General features: G+C 75.2%; 22 protein-coding genes. 11 read left to right on the top strand and 11 right to left on the bottom strand.

Features of this window, described 5'->3' with window-relative positions:
- Positions 1 to 23 precede the first annotated feature (23 nt).
- From AB0O09_RS13035 to AB0O09_RS13015, 5 genes are read right to left on the bottom strand one after another with little or no spacing between them, the layout of a single operon-like run.
- Complete coding sequence (locus AB0O09_RS13035; RefSeq protein ID WP_359985573.1) at positions 24 to 452, bottom strand: hypothetical protein; 429 nt, start codon at positions 450 to 452, stop codon at positions 24 to 26.
- A complete protein-coding gene (locus AB0O09_RS13030; RefSeq protein WP_363541674.1) occupies positions 449 to 1,252 on the bottom strand; it encodes a methyltransferase domain-containing protein in 804 nt (267 codons plus the stop codon). The genes AB0O09_RS13035 and AB0O09_RS13030 overlap by 4 nt, the downstream gene beginning before the upstream one ends.
- Positions 1,249 to 2,031, bottom strand: a complete 783-nt coding sequence (locus AB0O09_RS13025; RefSeq protein ID WP_363541673.1) for a DUF2071 domain-containing protein — start codon at positions 2,029 to 2,031, stop codon at positions 1,249 to 1,251. Before AB0O09_RS13025 ends, AB0O09_RS13030 begins: the two co-directional genes overlap by 4 nt.
- A complete protein-coding gene (locus AB0O09_RS13020) occupies positions 2,028 to 2,984 on the bottom strand; it encodes a DUF3419 family protein (RefSeq protein WP_363541672.1) in 957 nt (318 codons plus the stop codon). Before AB0O09_RS13020 ends, AB0O09_RS13025 begins: the two co-directional genes overlap by 4 nt.
- Complete coding sequence (locus AB0O09_RS13015) at positions 2,981 to 3,388, bottom strand: DoxX-like family protein (protein WP_363541671.1); 408 nt, start codon at positions 3,386 to 3,388, stop codon at positions 2,981 to 2,983. The genes AB0O09_RS13020 and AB0O09_RS13015 overlap by 4 nt, the downstream gene beginning before the upstream one ends.
- Positions 3,389 to 3,716: 328 nt before the next feature.
- Between AB0O09_RS13015 and AB0O09_RS13010 the strand changes: the two genes are divergently transcribed.
- Positions 3,717 to 5,156, top strand: a complete 1,440-nt coding sequence (locus AB0O09_RS13010) for a GuaB1 family IMP dehydrogenase-related protein (protein WP_363541670.1) — start codon at positions 3,717 to 3,719, stop codon at positions 5,154 to 5,156.
- Between the two features lie 46 nt (positions 5,157 to 5,202).
- Here the strand turns inward: AB0O09_RS13010 and AB0O09_RS13005 are convergent, their stop codons facing one another.
- On the bottom strand, positions 5,203 to 5,880 hold the full coding sequence (locus AB0O09_RS13005; protein WP_363541669.1) for a DUF5995 family protein: 678 nt from the start codon (positions 5,878 to 5,880) through the stop codon (positions 5,203 to 5,205).
- A gap of 237 nt (positions 5,881 to 6,117) precedes the next feature.
- On the opposite strand from AB0O09_RS13005, the gene AB0O09_RS13000 reads away from it, so the two are divergent.
- The 4 genes from AB0O09_RS13000 (at position 6,118) to AB0O09_RS12985 (ending at position 9,364) form a co-directional block, all read left to right on the top strand.
- A complete protein-coding gene (locus tag AB0O09_RS13000) occupies positions 6,118 to 6,708 on the top strand; it encodes a dihydrofolate reductase family protein (protein ID WP_363541668.1) in 591 nt (196 codons plus the stop codon).
- A 209-nt stretch (positions 6,709 to 6,917) separates the two neighbouring features.
- Positions 6,918 to 7,739, top strand: a complete 822-nt coding sequence (locus AB0O09_RS12995; protein ID WP_363541667.1) for an SDR family oxidoreductase — start codon at positions 6,918 to 6,920, stop codon at positions 7,737 to 7,739.
- A gap of 1 nt (position 7,740) precedes the next feature.
- Positions 7,741 to 8,805 carry an S-adenosylmethionine:tRNA ribosyltransferase-isomerase gene (locus tag AB0O09_RS12990; protein WP_363541666.1) on the top strand — a complete coding sequence of 355 codons (1,065 nt, stop codon included), beginning with the start codon at positions 7,741 to 7,743 and terminating at the stop codon, positions 8,803 to 8,805.
- Positions 8,806 to 8,839: 34 nt separating this feature from the next.
- Positions 8,840 to 9,364 (top strand): hypothetical protein, encoded by a 525-nt coding sequence (locus tag AB0O09_RS12985; protein WP_363541665.1) that lies wholly within the window; start codon positions 8,840 to 8,842, stop codon positions 9,362 to 9,364.
- 272 nt (positions 9,365 to 9,636) lie between these two features.
- On the opposite strand, the gene AB0O09_RS12980 is transcribed toward AB0O09_RS12985, so the two are convergent.
- Complete coding sequence (locus AB0O09_RS12980; RefSeq protein ID WP_363541664.1) at positions 9,637 to 10,506, bottom strand: universal stress protein; 870 nt, start codon at positions 10,504 to 10,506, stop codon at positions 9,637 to 9,639.
- A 247-nt stretch (positions 10,507 to 10,753) separates the two neighbouring features.
- Between AB0O09_RS12980 and AB0O09_RS12975 the strand changes: the two genes are divergently transcribed.
- A complete protein-coding gene (locus AB0O09_RS12975; RefSeq protein WP_363541663.1) occupies positions 10,754 to 10,957 on the top strand; it encodes a hypothetical protein in 204 nt (67 codons plus the stop codon).
- A 5-nt stretch (positions 10,958 to 10,962) separates the two neighbouring features.
- On the opposite strand, the gene AB0O09_RS12970 is transcribed toward AB0O09_RS12975, so the two are convergent.
- Positions 10,963 to 11,787, bottom strand: coding sequence for an alpha/beta hydrolase (locus AB0O09_RS12970; RefSeq protein WP_363541662.1), 825 nt, complete (start codon positions 11,785 to 11,787; stop codon positions 10,963 to 10,965).
- Positions 11,788 to 11,949: 162 nt separating this feature from the next.
- On the opposite strand from AB0O09_RS12970, the gene AB0O09_RS12965 reads away from it, so the two are divergent.
- Both AB0O09_RS12965 and AB0O09_RS12960 read left to right on the top strand, forming a co-directional pair.
- The gene (locus AB0O09_RS12965; protein WP_359981335.1) at positions 11,950 to 12,372 is read left to right on the top strand and encodes a MarR family transcriptional regulator; all 423 of its coding nucleotides are present in this window, start codon (positions 11,950 to 11,952) and stop codon (positions 12,370 to 12,372) included.
- A gap of 116 nt (positions 12,373 to 12,488) precedes the next feature.
- Positions 12,489 to 13,199, top strand: coding sequence for a hypothetical protein (locus AB0O09_RS12960; RefSeq protein ID WP_363541661.1), 711 nt, complete (start codon positions 12,489 to 12,491; stop codon positions 13,197 to 13,199).
- A 30-nt stretch (positions 13,200 to 13,229) separates the two neighbouring features.
- On the opposite strand, the gene AB0O09_RS12955 is transcribed toward AB0O09_RS12960, so the two are convergent.
- The gene (locus AB0O09_RS12955; protein WP_359981311.1) at positions 13,230 to 13,895 is read right to left on the bottom strand and encodes an MSMEG_1061 family FMN-dependent PPOX-type flavoprotein; all 666 of its coding nucleotides are present in this window, start codon (positions 13,893 to 13,895) and stop codon (positions 13,230 to 13,232) included.
- 68 nt (positions 13,896 to 13,963) lie between these two features.
- The gene (locus AB0O09_RS12950; protein ID WP_363541660.1) at positions 13,964 to 14,479 is read right to left on the bottom strand and encodes an ATP-binding protein; all 516 of its coding nucleotides are present in this window, start codon (positions 14,477 to 14,479) and stop codon (positions 13,964 to 13,966) included.
- A 125-nt stretch (positions 14,480 to 14,604) separates the two neighbouring features.
- Here AB0O09_RS12950 and AB0O09_RS12945 point away from each other — a divergent pair, with 125 nt between their 5' ends.
- The 3 genes from AB0O09_RS12945 to AB0O09_RS12935 are packed head-to-tail and all read left to right on the top strand — an operon-like array spanning position 14,605 to position 16,288.
- The gene (locus AB0O09_RS12945; protein WP_363541659.1) at positions 14,605 to 15,435 is read left to right on the top strand and encodes a helix-turn-helix transcriptional regulator; all 831 of its coding nucleotides are present in this window, start codon (positions 14,605 to 14,607) and stop codon (positions 15,433 to 15,435) included.
- Positions 15,432 to 15,638, top strand: coding sequence for a DUF397 domain-containing protein (locus tag AB0O09_RS12940; protein WP_344628146.1), 207 nt, complete (start codon positions 15,432 to 15,434; stop codon positions 15,636 to 15,638). The genes AB0O09_RS12945 and AB0O09_RS12940 overlap by 4 nt, the downstream gene beginning before the upstream one ends.
- Entirely contained in the window at positions 15,635 to 16,288 is a 654-nt protein-coding gene (locus AB0O09_RS12935; RefSeq protein WP_363541658.1) for an HAD-IA family hydrolase, read from the top strand. The genes AB0O09_RS12940 and AB0O09_RS12935 overlap by 4 nt, the downstream gene beginning before the upstream one ends.
- On the opposite strand, the gene AB0O09_RS12930 is transcribed toward AB0O09_RS12935, so the two are convergent.
- Positions 16,264 to 16,833 (bottom strand): dihydrofolate reductase family protein, encoded by a 570-nt coding sequence (locus AB0O09_RS12930; protein WP_363541657.1) that lies wholly within the window; start codon positions 16,831 to 16,833, stop codon positions 16,264 to 16,266. The genes AB0O09_RS12935 and AB0O09_RS12930 overlap by 25 nt on opposite strands.
- Positions 16,834 to 16,846 lie beyond the last annotated feature (13 nt).

Raw genomic sequence — 16,846 nt, 5'->3', positions numbered from 1 at the left:
GCCGCGCGCACCGCACCGGCGCCTCAACCGCGGAGCACCGCCACCAGCGCGCAGGCGAACACCGCCGTCACCCAGGTCCACAGCACCGACAGCGCCACGTGCGCGGCGGTGCGCAGCCGGTCCCCGCGCCAGAGCGCCGGGGAGAACACCGCGAACTCGAAGAGCCAGCGGATGCCCCAGAAGAGGGTCTGCGCGGTGAGCAGCGCGGTGCCGAGCCGACCGCCCGCGAGCAGGTCGGGGGCGAGCAGCAGCGGCAGCAGGCCGAGCAGGACGCAGGTCAGGGCGATGAAGAACAGGTGCACGTAGGAGACCTGACGGGTCAGCAGCGTGGTGCCGGCCAGGTCGGAGGGCCAGCCGATGAACCGCGGCAGGACGGCGTGCAGCGCGCCCATGGCGATCAGGGCGGCACCCACCAGCCGCAGTTGGCCCTCCAGGGTGAGCAGGTGGGTCACGGTGTGCCGTCCTTCCGGTCCGGGGCGTCGGTCTGCGTGAAGGCGAAGGCGGTCACCAGGCCGGCGATCCGCCGTTCGGCGACCGGGTGCAGGCCCGCGTCCGCGGCGGCGCCGAGCCAGGTCCGCCGCGAGAAGAAGTGCCGGGCGCCGGGGCCGTAGACGGCGGTGTTGGCGGCGTCCCGCAGGTGCTCGACCAGGACGAGGCGGCCGCCGGGGCGCAGCACCCGGGCGAACTCGGCGAACAGCGCCCGCCGGTCCTCGGCGCGGCGCAGCTCGTGGGCGGCGAAGACGACGAGGACGGTGTCCGCCGAGTCCGTCGCGGCGGGCAGCCGGTCGGGCCGTCCGGCGAGGGTGCCCGGCACGGGCGGCACCCGGCGGCGGGCCCGCCGGATCGAGCCCTCGGTCATCGTCGCCCGGTCGTAGAGGTCCACCACCCGCTGGGGATGGTCCGGCCGGCGGGCGGCCAGGGGCCGGCTGGTCTCGTCGAGGCCGGCGGAGACCACCAGGTGCTCGCCCGGGCCGGCCGGCAGCAGCTCGTCCAGCCAGTCGAAGGTCTGCAGCTCCGAGCGGTCGTAGACCCACCAGGTGGCGGCGGTGCTGGTCGCCAGCAGTCCGGCGGCGGCCGCCGCACCGAGCCGGGCGATCCGCGCGGCCGGCCCGGACAGGCGGTGGGAGACCGCGAGACCGGCCCCCGCGGCGAGGCAACCCGCCACGTACATCGGCCAGTTGTAGTAGACCACCTCCCGCAGCCCGGAGAACCCGTGCTGTTCCTGCTGCTCGCGTGCCGTGATCCGGTTCACCGCTCGGCCCCGTTCTCGGCGCGGCGCCGGCCGGCCTCCCAGCCGTACTCGAGGTCGGCGACGTGGAAGGCGTTGGCGAGGACGGGGGTCGTCCCGGCGAAGGGGCCGTACCGGAAGAAGGTCGGCGGGGTCGGCAGTTCGACGGCGACCGGGCTCGGCTCCCAGCGGGTCCGGGTGGCCTTGACCACGATCATCGAGCCGGTCTCCGGCTCGTGCTCGAAGGTGTAGGGCAGTGGCCCGGCGAACCGGCGGGCGTCCTTGGCGGAGGCGAACGGGCTGCCGGCCGGCAGGTCCGCGGGGGCGCCGCCGAGGTGGGCCCGCACGTGCAGGTCGGCCCTGCCGTCGCGGCTGACGATCCGGAACTCCAGGGTGTCGTCGACGACCCGGCTGCCGATCCGGGCGAGCCGGTAGCGGTAGCGGGAGAGCAGGTTGCCGCCGAGCACCATGACCCGGCTGTCGGTGTCGCTGCGGAGGATCTTCAGGCCGCGCATGGTCCGCCCGGTGGGGGTCGGGAAGCGGGTGAAGACGCGGTACCCGGTGAGGATCCGGTCGGCGCCGAGGCCGGCCGGCAGGAAGGCGGGCCGCAGGTCCCGGGTGTCGACCAGGGCGGCGGCGACGAAGCCGTGCTCGGTGCCGCCCGGGTCGGTGTAGGTGTCGAGGGCGAGGCCGGGCGGCAGCAGGGGTTGCAGGACGTCGGGCGGCAGGGCGTAGGTGAGGACCAGCGAGTGCGCGAAGCGGGTCCGCATGGGGACGGGGTGGCGTTGCAGCAGGTGTTTCATCGCGGATCGGCTCCGTCCGTCCCGGTGCGGACGGCCCGCACCACGCCCCAGATCACCGAACGGTCCTCGGCGGCGAGCCCGGGCCCGGCCGGACCGGGTTCGCGGAGGCTGCGGACCACCGCGACCCCGCCGGGCCGCACCGCGTGCTCGACGGCGGCGCGCAGCCGGCGGGCGAAGTCCGGCCCCGGTCCGTCGACCACGTTGGAGAGCGTCACCGCGTCGTAGCGGCCGGCCGTGGAGCGCTCCAGGTGTTCGACGACCTCGCCGAGCACCAGCCGCACCCCGCCGCCGGCCGGAAGGGCGGTGGCGCCGGGGCGTTCGCGGCCGAGCAGCAGCCGCCAGGCCCAGTCGTTGGCCGCGTTGGGGTGCCGGGCGACCGTCCGGGCGATCCGGCGGAGCAGCACGGTGTCGAAGCCGGACGGCAGGGCGCAGCGGAAGCCCGGCCGCAGGGCGGCGGCGAGCGCCCCGGCGGGCCGCAGGGCACCCGCGGCGAGCAGCCGCAGCCCCGGGCCGTCGAACTCGGCCCACCAGCGGCGGAGCTGCTCGGCGGGGTCGTCGAGGCGCAGGAAGCCGGCGACGGCGGCGGGCCGCCAGGCCGGCAGCAGGGCTGCGGCCGTGGCGCGGCCGAGGCCGGTCAGCCGTTCGGCGGTGCCGGTGAGCGCGGGTGCGCCGCCCTCCAGGCGGGCGCGGGCGTAGGCGAGCTGGACGGGGTTCAGGTCGATCGCGGTGACCTCGTACCCGGCCGCGGCGAGGGCGGCGGCGGTGTCGCCGGCGGAGGCGATGCAGAGCACCCGGGCGCCGGGCGGCGGGAAGACGGAGAGTTCGACGGCCGGGTCCTCGTACATCCGGCCGAAGAGCACCCGGGGGCGGCCGGCGGGGCCGGCGATCAGACGGCCGTCCTGCCACGGCGTGCCGTCGGCGGGGGCGGGGCGGGCGGCGGGGGAGCGGTTCACCGGGCCACCGCCCACTGCGGTGCGCGGTCCGCGGGGCGCCGGGCGGCGACCAGCCAGATCAGCGCGAGGAAGGCGATGTCCTGGACGACCAGCCGGCCGGGCTCGGGGATGTGGTCCGCGCCGACGAGCAGCCCGCCGGTGTTGAAGCCGGCCACCAGGACGGTCTGCACGACCGCGGCGGCGTACGGGCGGTGTCCGAGCAGCACCCAGACGCCGAGCGCGACCTCGGCCAGTCCGATGGCGAGCAGCAGCGGCGTGACCGCGCCGGCCGGCAGCAGCGGCAGCCCCTCGACGATGGCGCGCTGGTCCGCCCGGCCGGGGAAGACCTTGCACCAGAAGCCCTCGTACCACCACATCAGTGCGACCGCGGCGGCCGGGAGACGGGTTCTTCCGATGTCGGCCACGATCCCCCCTCTCCTCCCCCTGCCGCCGTTGCGCAGGGCACGGCGGCGCCGGCCCGGGCGGGTCCCGGACCTCGATGCGAGGATCATGCCGCAGAATTTGAACGCGTTCAACTGGGTGCGCGGGCGGCCGGTTCGTAGCTTCCTCCAAGCCTCGACGGCAGGCCGTCGCGACGGCTTGTGTGGATCTTCAAGGTTTGCGTGTGGACTGGCCTCCACCCCGGGGTATCGATGAACATTGACGGTTGGGTGCGGGGCGCCCGAGTGTGCCCGCCGGCCCTGCCGCAACCGCACCCGTGGTGTACCTACCGCCCAGCCAGAGAGCCCTTTCATGCGTTTCCTGAACGACCTCAAGCCCGCGTACGACCTCACGTACGACGATGTCTTCATGGTCCCCAGCCGCTCCGCCGTGGGCTCCCGGCAGGGTGTCGACCTCTCCTCCCACGACGGCACCGGCACCACCATCCCGCTGGTGGTGGCGAACATGACCGCCATCGCCGGCCGCCGGATGGCCGAGACGGTGGCCCGCCGCGGCGGCCTGGTCGCGATCCCGCAGGACATCCCGATCGAGGTCGTCACCGAGGTGATCGGCTGGGTCAAGGGCCGCCACCTGGTGCACGACACCGCGATCACCCTCAGCCCCGGCGACACCGTCGCCGACGCGCTCTCCCTGCTGCCCAAGCGCGCCCACGGCGCCCTCGTCGTGGTCGAGGACGGCAAGCCCGTCGGCGTCGTCACCGAGGGCGACTGCCAGGGCGTCGACCGCTTCACCAGCCTCGCCGAGGTGATGTCCCGCGACCTGCTGCTGCTGGACGAGGGCATCGAGCCGCGCGCCGCCTTCGACCGCCTCAACGAGGCGCACCGCAAGCTCGCCCCGGTGGTCGCCGCCGACGGCAGCCTCGTCGGCCTGCTCACCCGCCGCAACGCGCTGCGCGCCACCCTCTACACCCCGGCCGTCGACGCCGACGGCAAGCTGCGGATCGCCGCCACCGTCGGCATCAACGGCGACGTCGCGGGCCGCGCCAAGGCGCTGCTCGAGGCCGGCGCGGACGTGCTGGTCGTCGACACCGCGCACGGCCACCAGGAGTCGATGATCAGCGCCCTGCAGGCCGTCCGCGGCCTCGACCCGCAGGTGCCGATCGTGGCCGGCAACGTGGTCTCCGCCGACGGCGTCCGCGACCTCGTCGCGGCGGGCGCCGACATCCTCAAGGTCGGCGTCGGCCCCGGCGCCATGTGCACCACCCGGATGATGACCGGCGTCGGCCGGCCGCAGTTCTCCGCCGTCCTCGAGTGCGCCGAGGAGGCGCGCCGCCTCGGCAAGCACGTCTGGGCGGACGGCGGCGTCCGCCACCCGCGCGACGTCGCCATGGCGCTCGCCGCCGGCGCGTCCAACGTGATGATCGGCTCCTGGTTCGCCGGCACCTACGAGTCGCCCGGCGACCTGCAGACCACCGCCGACGGCCGCCAGTACAAGGAGAGCTTCGGCATGGCCTCCGCCCGTGCCGTGCGCAACCGCACCGCCGAGGAGTCCGCCTACGACCGCGCCCGCAAGGCGCTGTTCGAGGAGGGCATCTCCACCTCGCGGATGTTCCTCGACCCGGCCCGCCCGGGCGTCGAGGACCTCATCGACTCGATCGTCGCGGGCGTCCGCAGCTCCTGCACCTACGCCGGTGCCTCCAGCCTGGAGGAGTTCCACGAGAAGGCGATCATCGGCGTCCAGAGCGCGGCCGGCTACGCCGAGGGCAAGCCGCTGCACTCCAGCTGGGCCTGACCGCTCCCGCGTCCGGGTGCGCCCCTGGGGGCGCACCCGTGGTGCGTCACTCGACGGGGGTGAGCAGGGCCCGGCTGACCATGCCGACCGAGCGGGACAGCGCCGCGGCCACCGCGTCCTCCACCGGCGGGGAGTGCCGCAGCTCCCACAGCGCGAGCACGCTCGCCCACGCCGCGTCCCGGGCCCGGTCGATGCTCCACACCCCGACCACGTGCAGCAGCCGGTCGGCGGCGTGCAGCTCGTCCGGGCAGGGCAGCAGCTCCTCCCGCACCTCGGCCTCCACCTGCGCCAGCACGTCGTTGATCCGGTGGTAGTCCGCGCGGACGTCCTCCGGCTCCTGGCCGAGCAGTCGGCAGGTGTCGAGCACGGACAGCGGGAGGTCGTGCTCGATGTGCGCGTTCATCCCCGCCAGCGCGAACTGCAGCGGGTGGACGTCGGCCCGTCCGCGCAGCTCGAACAGCGGACGCCAGCAGTGCGCCGGGCGCCGCCCGCTCGCCGCGGCCTCCACCGCCTCCAGGTAGCGGGCCGCGAACACCGCGTCCAGTTCGGACATCCCGGCCGGGTCGGCGAAGTAGCCGTCCGAGAGCCGTTCGGCCACCAGCCGGGTCACCCGCAGGTACACGTGGTTGAACACCCCGACGCCGTCCCCGGCCGGGAACGTCGCCTGCAACCGCTCCATCCGGTCGATCACCTGGTCGACCGTCAGGGCCTCGCTGATCGTCATGGTGTGCGCAGCCTTCCGCATCGGGCCGGGCCGGTCATCCTGGCGGATCGTCCGATGGTAGGTCAGTGTGCGACTCATGCCCAGAAGCCGCGCTCGGCGAGTCCCCGGAGCCCCGCGGAGGGGTGTCGGGTCGGAAGCCCGGCGGGAACGGCGTCCGGCTGGTAGACATCCGGGAGGACGGGTCCGCGCCCCGGGCCGTCCGCAGCCCTGGACCGTGACGAGGGGACGGACGAGACCATGAGCCGCCTGATCGTGGCGATGCAGATCTCCATCGACGGCTGCGTCGACAGCAGCCTGCCGGACGCCGACTGGCAGCTGTGGAACTGGGGCCCCGACTGGCCCTGGAGCGCCGACCTCCGCGCGTCCTTCAACGGCCTGCTCGCGGGCGCCTCCGGCATCCTGCTCAGCCGGCCGATGGCCGACGAGGGGTACCTCGCGCACTGGGCGCACACCGCGCAGCAGCACCCCGCCGACCCCGACTGGGAGTTCAGCCGGGCCACCGGCACCCTGCCGAAGTTCGTCGTCAGCCGCTCCGGCCGCCCGTTGCAGGACTGGCCCCGGACCACCGTGCTCAACGGCCCGCTCGCCGACACCGTGGCCCGCGCCAAGAAGGAGGCCGGCGGCGACCTGGTCTGCTTCGGCGGCGCCGGCCTGGTCTCGTCCCTGCTCCGGGACGACCTCGCCGACGAACTCCGGCTGTTCACCAACCCGGGCTTCGCCGGCACCGGCGCCCGCATCTTCGGCCCCTGGCTCGCCGGCCGCCGCTACCGCGCCACCGGGTCGACCGCGCACGCCTGCGGCATCGCCGAGACCCGCTGGACCCGGTGACGGCACCCGGGCGCTCGCCGTCGGCCCGAAGCCCCAGGACGTGTCTTCGAAGGCGTACGGATGCCGCCCAGGTGCCCCCAGCGCCCCTGTGCGGCATCCGTGCGCCTTCGAAGAACCGCCCTAAGGCCCCGGTCGTAGGGCCAAGGGCCCCGGGGGCATTGGGCCGGCGGCCGATCCGGGCGGGCCCGGTGCGGGACGAGAGTGGGGGCATGGACACCGCCGCTGCACCGGCAGCCACCGACAGCCCGCAGACCCCGCCCGTCGCCGTCGTCACCGGAGCCTCCCGGGGGCTCGGCCTGGAACTCGCCCGCGCCCTCGCCCGGGAGGGTTGGCAGCTGGTGATCACCGCCCGGAACACCGCCGAACTCGCCGCCGCCGAGGCCGAACTCGCCGCCGTCACCAAGGTCACCGCCCCGGCCGGCTCCGTCGTCGACGACGACCACCGCGAACGCCTCGCCGAGGCCGCGAAGGCCCTCGGCGGGGCCTCCCTGCTCGTCAACAACGCCTCCACCCTGACCGGCTACGACCTCGACGGCGCACCGCTGCCCGCCCTCGCCGACTTCCCGCTGCCCGGCCTGCTGGAGACCTTCGAGGTCAACGTGCTCGGCCCGATCGCCCTCACCCAGCTGCTGCTGCCCCAGCTGCGCGACCACCATGGCGCCGTCCTCAACATCAGCTCGGACGCGGCCGTCGAGGCCTACCCCGGCTGGGGCGGGTACGGCGCCTCCAAGGCGGCCCTCGACCACGCCTCCGCAGTGCTCGCCGCCGAGGAGCCGGCCGTCGCCGTCTGGGCCGTCGACCCGGGGGACATGCGCACCCGGATGCACCAGGAGGCCTTCCCCGGCGAGGACATCTCCGACCGGCCGCTGCCCGCCACCGTCGTCCCCGCGCTGCTCGGCCTGCTCCGGGACCGCCCCGCCGCCGGCCGCTACCGCGCGGCCGACCTGCCCGCCGACGTGCCCACCGCCGCCGACACGCCCGCCGTCGCCGCCCGGACCGCCGCCGACGCCCCGACCCCGGCCGGTGAGTGAGATGGCGACCGCCGTGGACACCGGCTACGACTTCACCGTCCCGCCCGAACTCTCCGCCCGGGCACCCGCCGAGGCCCGCGGCCTGACCCGGGACGGCGTCCGCCTCCTGGTCGGCCGCCGACAGGGCACCGCCACCTCCCACCACCGCTTCACCGAGCTGCCCGACCTGCTGCGCCCCGGCGACCTGCTGGTGGTGAACAACTCGGCCACCCTGCCCGCCGCACTCACCGGCGCACTCCCGGACGGCACCGAGGTCGCCGTGCACCTCTCCTCCGCCCAGCCGGACCCGCGCGGCCACCACCTCGTCGAGCTGCGCCGACCCACCTCGCACGCCACCGCCCCCTGGGAACCGGGCACTTCGCCCGCCCGGCCCGGCCTGCGGATCACCCTGCCGGGCGGTGCGGTCGCCGAACTCACCGCGCCGTTCACCCCGCGGCTCTGGCACGCCAGGCTCACCCTGCCCGGCGAACTCACCGGCTACCTCGCCCGGCACGGCCGCGCCGTCCGGTACGGCTACGTGGACCGCGACTGGCCGATCGAGGCGTACCGGACGGTCTTCGCGGCCGTGCCCGGCAGCAGCGAAATGCCCAGCGCCGCCCGGCCGTTCACCACGGAGACGGTGGCCCGGCTGGTCTCCCGCGGGATCCTCGTCGCGCCGATCACCCTGCACACCGGCGTGGCCTCCCCGGAGGCGCACGAGGCCCCGTACGCCGAGCGGTACTCCGTCCCGGAGTCCACGGCCCGGCTGGTCAACCACGTCCGTGCCGGGGGCGGCCGGGTGATCGCGGTCGGCACCACCGCCGTCCGCGCCCTCGAGTCCGCCGCGGACGGGGACGGGCAGGTCCACGCCGCCGACGGCTGGACCGACCTCGTCATCACCCCCGGACGCGGTGTCCGCGCCGTCGACGGCCTGCTGACCGGCCTCCACGAGCCGCGTGCCTCCCACCTCCTCATGCTCGAGGCCGTGGCCGGCCGCCCCCTGCTCACCCGCTGCTACGCCGAGGCCCTCGAACAGCGCTACCTCTGGCACGAGTTCGGCGACGTCAACCTGCTGCTCCCCGACTGACCGCCCGTGGGCGGCGGGTACCTGGGCTGACGTCATGGACGACGACCGGATGATGATCGCTCTGCTGCACGAGCTGGACCGCCTGCCCGTGCCGGACCATCTGGAGCACCCCGAGGGCTACGACCACCGGAGGGCCGGGCTGCGGGCGACGGAACTCGCCGACCGGCTGTCCGAGGAGTTCGGCGGGCGGTGCCCCCTCGACCGGAACGAGGACGCCAGCTACTACTTCGCGATCGGCGTTCCCGCGGAGCTCGCCGAAGCCGGTGTACACGTGGGTATCAGACTCAGCAACTACGGGGACCTGGCCGTGGTCACCACGCCGAGTCCCGACAGCCATGCCGGTGAGGACGGCGCCGTGGCAGCCGGCGCGCTCTCGGTGGCGGACCGCCGGCGGATCGAGGCCGCGCTGTCGGACCTGGGGTACGTGCAGGTGCCGCCCCGACTGCTGCACCGACCCTTCGACGGTGTGACCCGGCTGGTCGACGAGGACTCCGTGATCAGCCACCCGCCGCACCAGGACGTGGCCACCCGGTGGACCCGGTTCTTCGAACACCTCTGACCCCCCGCCTCCCGGGGCCGCACCCTGCTGTTGCACCGCCGTCAGCAGACCAAGAGGGGCTTTGCACGCCGGCTGTTCGCCTCTCTCCAGGACGATCCGGCCGTCCGGGCGACCGCCCTCGCCGACCTGGCGGTCCACCAGGTGCAGGCCGGCGACCTGGATGCGGCAGGCCGCCGGGCTCGTCACCGGGGCGACCCCGGCGCCGTCCGAGGCCGGAGCCGTGCTGACGGCCCGCCCGGGGCGATCGGTCGGGCAGGGCGCCGGGCGGGGAATCAGTCGAGCTCGGCGGGCACCGTCACGAGCGGACAGCGGGCGCGGTGCAGCAGGCCGTGCGGGACGGAGCCGAGGCGCAGGCCGGTGAAGCCGCCGCGGCCGCGGCGGCCGACGACCAGGGCGAGTGCGTTCTCGGAGGCAGCGGCGAGCTGCTCGACGGGGTGGCCGGTGAGCACCTCGTGGGTGAGCCGGACGTCGGGGTGCAGGGCGGTGCGGCCGGCGGTGGCCTCGTGGAGCTGCCGGCCGATCTCCTGGATCGCGGTGGCCTTGTCGATCGGCAGGATGGTCGGCGCCTGCCACACCCAGACGGCGCGCAGCTCCGCCCCGCGCCGGGCCGCCGCGTCGAAGGCGAAGTCGATGGCCGCGCCCGAGCCGCCGCTGCCGTCCACGCCGACGACGACGTACGGCGGCTCCTCGGCGACCTGCTCCTCACCGCGGACGATCACCACCGGGCACGGCGCCTGGGCGGTGACCGGGAGGATGACCGAGTAGGTGCTGAGCACCGCCTCGATCCGGGAGAGCCCGCGGGTGCCGAGGACGACCATCTCGGCGCTGGCGGCCCGCCGGCAGATCACCTGGCCGGGTTGCCCGTCGGCGAGGACGATGCTGATGTCGAGCCCCGAGTACCGTTCCTCGACGGCGAGCCGGGCCTCGCCGAGCGCCGCCTCGCCGGCCTCGTGCATCGCGGTGCGGTAGTGGCCCTCGTCGAAGCCGCGGTAGTCCCGGCTGCTCGGCGGTACGGCGTGGACGAGCCGCAGCGGCAGCCCCCGGCGGACGGCCTCGTCGGCGGCCCAGGCGAGCGCGGCCGATGCCGGGTCCCCGGCGTCGACGCCGACCACGACCGGGCGGCTTCCCACGGCTGACGTCATGGCTCCTCCAGCGGTGTCCGGAGCAGGAACGGCGGCGGCCGGCCGTGCTGCACGGCGTCCGACGTGCGGCGACGGGAAGGGGCTACCCGCTTCTCGCGGATCCTGATTGCGCGGTGCACGGTTCTGGCCGCTACCCCGCGTCTTCCTGGGGCCCTTCCCGTCCCCCTCAGTCCACCACCACCTCCGGGTTTGCGCGAGCCGCCACGCCCTGTGACCGCCGTAGGTGCACCGGCGTAGCCTGGCGGGCATGGACGAGGAGCCGTTCGGCGGGCACGGGGAGCAGCAGCCGGGCCCGGAGGAGCAGGGCGGTGAGCCGGCCTGCCTGCTGGCGCTGCTCTGCCCGTCCTGCGACGCGGTGCCGGAGCCGGCCGGCAGCGCCCGCTGCTGGCGCTGCGGCGCGGACCTGCGCCGACGCGCCGACCCCGCGGAAGGCGCCGCGCCCGGCGCGTAGCGGCTTCAGGCCGCCGTGATCTCCTGCAGGAAGGCCTCGACCGCGTGGAGGTAGGCCTCCGGGCGGTCCATGCTCGGCAGGTGGGCGGCGTCGTCGAGGGTGGTGGTGCGGCCGTCGGGGACGGCGGCGGCGAGGTCCTCGGCGAGCGCGATCAGGTCGGGGGAGTCGAGCGCGCCGTTGAGCGCCAGGACGGGCACGGCGATCTCCTTGGCGCGGGCGGCGGTGTCGGCGACGGACACGCTGTGGTCCTGCTCGTCGGCGGTGTGCTTGGCGAGGGTGCGCCAGGCCATCTCCTTCACCCGGCGGACGACCTCCGGGTCGACCCGGTCGAGGCCGCGGTGCGGGCCGGCGGCGATCAGGGCGAAGGCGTCGACCCAGCCGGCGATGTCGCCGGCGGCCATGGCGGCGGCCTTCTCGGCCTCCAGCTCCAGCAGCCACGGGTCGCGGGGTTCGCGCAGGGCGGTGCCGCCGCCGCTGATCACCAGGGCGCGCACCAGGTCCGGGTGCTCCAAGGCGGTGTCGACGGCGATGATCGCGCCCATCGAGGTGCCGACCAGGACGGCCGGGCCGGTGTCGAGCCCGCGCAGCAGGGCGGCGAGGTCGTCGGTCTGGCGGAACGGCAGGGTGGCGTTGGCGGACCGGCCGTGGCCGCGGGCGTCCGGTGCGATCACCCGGTGGCGGCGGGCGAGGGAGGGCACCAGCTCGTCGAACATGGTGTGGTCCAGGAAGCCCGCGTGGAGCAGGACGACGGGCGGACCGCTGCCGGTGTCGCGGTAGGCGAGGAGGCCGTCGTGGGAGGGGAAGGTGGCGAGGTCCGAAGCATCAGTCATGACAACCAAGGTGCCATATTCCCTGAAGGATGACAACTGAGTTGTCATCTTCTTCGACTGATGCGGCACCCGAGGTGTCATGATGGCCGCGTGACCGAGACCGAGCCCCCGCAGCCGCCACCGGACGCCCCCGGCGAGCCCGACGACATCGCCCCGCACCTCATGGAGGTGTTCGCCCTGGTGGGCCCGCTCTACCGACGGGTCCAGCGCAAGATCGAGCAGGACGCCCCGCAGCAGGGACTGTCGGTCGGCGTCCGCGCCGTCCTCGACCTCCTCCGCGAGCACGGGCCGATGACCGTCCCGCAGATGGGCCGCGCCCAGTCGCTGAGCCGGCAGTTCGTCCAGCGCATGGTCAACGACGCCGCCGCCCGGAACCTCGTCGCGACCGCCCCCAACCCGGCCCACCAGCGGTCCTCGCTGATCCGGCTGACGGACGACGGCCTCGCCGCCATCACCGCCGTGACCGACCGCGAGCACGCGCTGCTCCGGCAGGCCGGCGGCGACCTGACCGAGGCGGACGTCGCGACCTGCGTCCGGGTGCTCGCCCGGATGCTCGCGCTCTTCGACGACGTCGACGTCGACTGAGGCCGGCGGCCCGGCCCCCGCGATCCGGGCGGAAAACCGTTCGCCCGGTCGGTGCCCGACCGCCTAGCGTGCGCCGGATGCACACCGTGCAGGATGCACACCGTGAAGGGGGAGCGATGACGATCCATCTGGTCGGCGGCGGCCGCGACGAGGCGTGGTACGCGGAGCTGTACGGGCCGTTCCTGGCCGAGGCCGGGGCGCAGCCCGAGGTGGCCTGCCTGCTGCTCGACGAGGGCGACGTGCCCGAGCAGTTCGAGCGCTGGTCCGGCGCGCTCACCGCGGCGGCGCCCTGCCGGCCCCGCGCGGTGCCCGTGGTGCCGGGCGCGGCGTTCGACCCGGCCGTGCTCGACGGCGCGGACGCCGTGTTCGTCGGCGGCGGGCTCACCCCCGAGTACGCCTCGGCGCTGGCCGGGCCGCTCGGCCGCCGGCTGGCCGAACGCCCGCTGCCGTACGCCGGGTTCTCGGCCGGCGCGGCGATCGCGGCCGGGCGCGCGGTGGTCGGCGGCTGGCTGTCCGGGGGCGTGCCCGTCTGCCCGGAGGAGACCGCCGAGGACCTGGACGAGATCGAGGTCCGCGACGGCCTCGGCCTGGTCGCCCCGGCCGTCGACGTGCACGCCGCCCAGTGGGGCACCCTCGGCCGGCTGGTCGAGGCGGTCGCCCGCGGCGCCGTGCCCTACGGCCTGGCGATCGACGAGAACACCGCCGTCACCGTGCGGGGCGCGGGCGCCCGGGTGCGCGGCGCGGGCCGGGTGCACCTCGTCCGCCCGGACGGCGGCGGGGCCGCCGCCGTCCGTTCCTACCGCGCGGGCGAGGAGCTGCCGCTCTGACCGCTCCGCTCCGCTCCGCGGCGGCGCGGGTCACTCGTAGCGGTACCGGAGGGACTCCCGCTCCGCCTGCTCGATCTGGTCCAGGGTCAGCTCCGGGTCCCGCAGGTGGGAGAGGGTGACCTGGGCCGAGGTCGGCTGGGCGTCCTTGCCGAGCCACTGCTCCGGCTTCCACGCGGAGCCGCGCAGGAACGCCTTCGGGCAGTGCCCGTACACCTCCTCGACCTCCACCACGATCGCGCTCCGCGGCGGCTTGCCGACCGCGGTCAGCTGCGCCAGCAGGCGCTCGTCGGTGGTGACGCAGGCCCGGCCGTTGACCCGCAGCGTGGTGTCCCGGCCGGGCACCACGAAGAGCAGGCCGACCCGTCCGGTGGTCACGACGTTCTGCAGGCTGTCCAGGCGCTTGTTGCCGGTGGCGTCGGGGATCGCCAGCGTCCGGTCGTCCAGCACGGCCACGAACCCGGCCGGGCCGCCCCGCGGCGACACGTCGCAGCGGCCCTCCCCGTCCGCGCTCGCCACCATCACCAGCGACGAGCAGCCGATCAACTGCCGGGCCACGTCGTGGATCCGGTCGACCTGCTTGCGGCGGGCGTGGTCGCCGGGCTGCTCGTACACCTCGCGCAGCTCGGACACCTCCCGGACGGCGGAGGACTGCAGGGCGTCGAAGAGGCGGCCGGGCGCCGCGGGTTCTGTGATCACATACCGGAAATCTAGCCGAGCGCCGTCCGCCGCGGAACGGCGTTTCCGGCACTGCGCCCGGCAGTCCCTCAGCCCTCCGCCGGCCCCGCGGCACCCGGCGGCGCGATCAGCGCCCACACCGTCTTGCCGCCACCCCCGCCCGCGGCCTGCGGCAGCCAGCCCCAGGCCGCGGCGAGCGCGCCGACGATCTCCAACCCGCGCCCGCCCTCCGGGAGCTCCTCCGCGATCCGCGGCACCTCGCCCGGCCCGCACCCGCCGTCCGGGTCGGACACCTCCAGCAGCAGGCCCGGCCTGCCGTAGCGGAGACGGAACCGAACCCGGCCGCCGCGGCAGCGGGCGTGCACCACCGCGTTGGTGGCGAGTTCGGACAGCACCAGAGCGCCGTCCCCGGTGAAGTGCCCGGCGGTGCGTGCGTCCCACGGCTCGCAGACCGCCATCAGGTCGCGCAGCCGCCGCCGCGCCTCGCGCACCGAGTCCCGGCGTCTCGGCAGCCAGAACTCCAGCCGCCCGCCGAAGCCGTCCGCCCCGCCCGTCGTCGCGAAGGGCGGCCGCTCGGCGGCGGGACGGGCGGGGACGTCGTGCATCACGGCTCCAACGGTCACGGTCCGGGGCGATCTGCGCCGGCCCGTCACAAGACTCGTCCCGCGGCGATACGCTCGGTAGTGCTCGGCGCTCAACAACGGGCGCTGTAGGCCGGGGGAGGACGCCGATGGCACCGACGCGAGACCTGGACCCTTCGTCGTCCGTGCTCGGCTTCTTCGGGTCGGAGCTGCGCCGCTTCCGCGAGGCCTCCGGGCTCACCCAGGACCGGCTCGGCGAGGTCGTCAACTACACCGGCTCGCTCGTCGGGCTGGTCGAGACGGCCCGGCGCAAACCCTCCCGGGAGTTCACCGAACGCTGCGACGCGGCGCTGGGCACCGACGGCGCGCTGGCCCGCATCTGGCCGCTGCTCGGCCGGCCGGCCTTCCCGTCGTGGTTCCGCGGCTTCGTGGAGCTGGAGTCCACCGCGACCTCCGTCGCCACCTACCAGGCCCAGGTCGTGCCGGGGCTGCTGCAGACCGAGGAGTACGCCTGGGCCGTGATCCGCAAGGGCCGCACCGGCGAACCGGACGAGGTCGTGGCCGAGTTGGTCGCCGCCCGGATGAGCCGCCAGACCATCCTGGACGGGCCCACCCCGCCGCTGCTGTGGGTCGTGCTGGACGAGGCGGTGCTGCGGCGCCCGGTGGGCGGCCCGGCCGTGATGCGGCACCAACTGGAACGGCTGTTGGACGTGGCCCGCAGCCCGCGGGTCGTGATGCAGGTGCTGCCCTTCGCGGCCGGCGCGCACACCGCCCTGGACGGCTCGATGACCCTTCTGTCGTTCACGGAGGGGCCGGACGTGGCCCACCTGGAGGGGCCCTACTCGGGCCAACTCATCGACCGTCCGGAGGATGTGGCGCGCTACACACTGGCGTACCATCACCTGCGCGCTGACGCCCTGTCGCCGGACGCTTCGTTGACCGCCGTCGAGACGGCGATGGAGGAGGTCTACACCCCATGAACGGACTCGATCTGTCGGCCGCGGTCTGGCGGAAGTCGAGCTTCAGCGGAGGCTCGGGCGGCGAGTGCGTCGAGGTCGCGGACGGCTTCGACGGGATGGTCCCGGTGCGGGACAGCAAGGACCCGGCCGGGCCGGCGCTGGTCTTCGGAGCCGCCGCGTGGCAGGCCTTCGTCGACGCGGTCAGATCCGGCGAACTCGCATGACGGTGCCCGGCGCCGTCCTGTGCGACCTGGACGGTGTGATCAGGTTCTTCGACCACGCCGAGGTGACCCGGCTGGAGCGGGCGGCCGGACTGCCGCCGGGCAGCACCGCCCGGGCGGCGTTCGGGCCCGGGGTCGCGGAGCCGCTCGTCCTCGGCGGGCTCACCCGGGCGCAGTGGCGGGAGGCGATCGGCGCCGCGCTCACCGCGAGCGTCTCCGAGGACGGGGCCCGGGCCCTCGCGGGGGCCTTCACCACCACACCCCAGTCGGCCGACCCCGAGGTCGTCGACCTGCTCCGCCGGGCCCGCGCGAGCTGCCCGGTGCTGCTCGTCACCAACGCCACCGTCTGGCTGGACGAGGACCTCGCCGCACTCGGCCTCACCGGCCTCGCGGACGGCGTGGTGAACAGCGCCGAGGTCGGCTCGGCCAAGCCGGACACCCGGATCTACGAGATCGCCGCCGAACGGGCCGGGGTCGCCCCCGAGCGGTGCCTGTTCGTCGACGACCGCGCCGAGAACGTCGCCGCGGCCACCGCCCTGGGCATGGTGGGCCTGCACTACCGCACCCCGGCCGACCTGCGCGTCGCGCTGGCCGGCCGGCTGCCCGCCGCGCGGGACGGCCGGGCCGCTCAGGAGGCCGCCGGCCGCCCGTAGTGCAGCAGCACCACGCCGTTGCCGAAGGTCCGGGTCTCCAGCAGCTGCAGCGGCCGGTCCGCCGCCGCGGGCGGGAAGAGCGGCTTGCCCGCGCCGATCAGCACCGGGTGGACGTAGATCCGGTACTCGTCCACCAGGTCGTGCTGCAGGAAGGCCGCGGCGAGGTCCGCGCCGCCGAGCACGAGGTCCCCGCCGGGCTCCGCCTTGAGCCGCTCGACCTCGGCCGGGACGACCTCCCGCCGGATCTCGGTGTTCCAGCCGGCGCGGGTCAGGGTGCGGGAGTAGACGGTCTTCGGCATGGAGCGCCAGATCTCCGCGAACTCGACGACCGGTCCGGGGGCGTCCGGGTCGGCGTCCGCGGTCGGCCAGTACCCGGCCATCAGCTCCCAGGTGACCCGGCCGCTGATGAAGCCGCCCATCGGCCGCAGCACGTCGTTCATGTGCCGGTGCAGCTCTTCGTCGACCAGGTGCCAGTCGATCCGCCGGTCCGGCCGCTCGACGTACCCGTCCAGGGACACCGAGAACAGCATCACGATCTTCCGCATCGCCCACCCTTCG

Origin of the sequence: Kitasatospora sp. NPDC093679, from assembly GCF_040683455.1 — a bacterium.
Lineage (GTDB): Bacteria > Actinomycetota > Actinomycetes > Streptomycetales > Streptomycetaceae > Kitasatospora > Kitasatospora arboriphila.
Note: the sequence above shows the minus strand (reverse complement) of the source record. Positions and strands in the feature narration are given on the sequence as shown.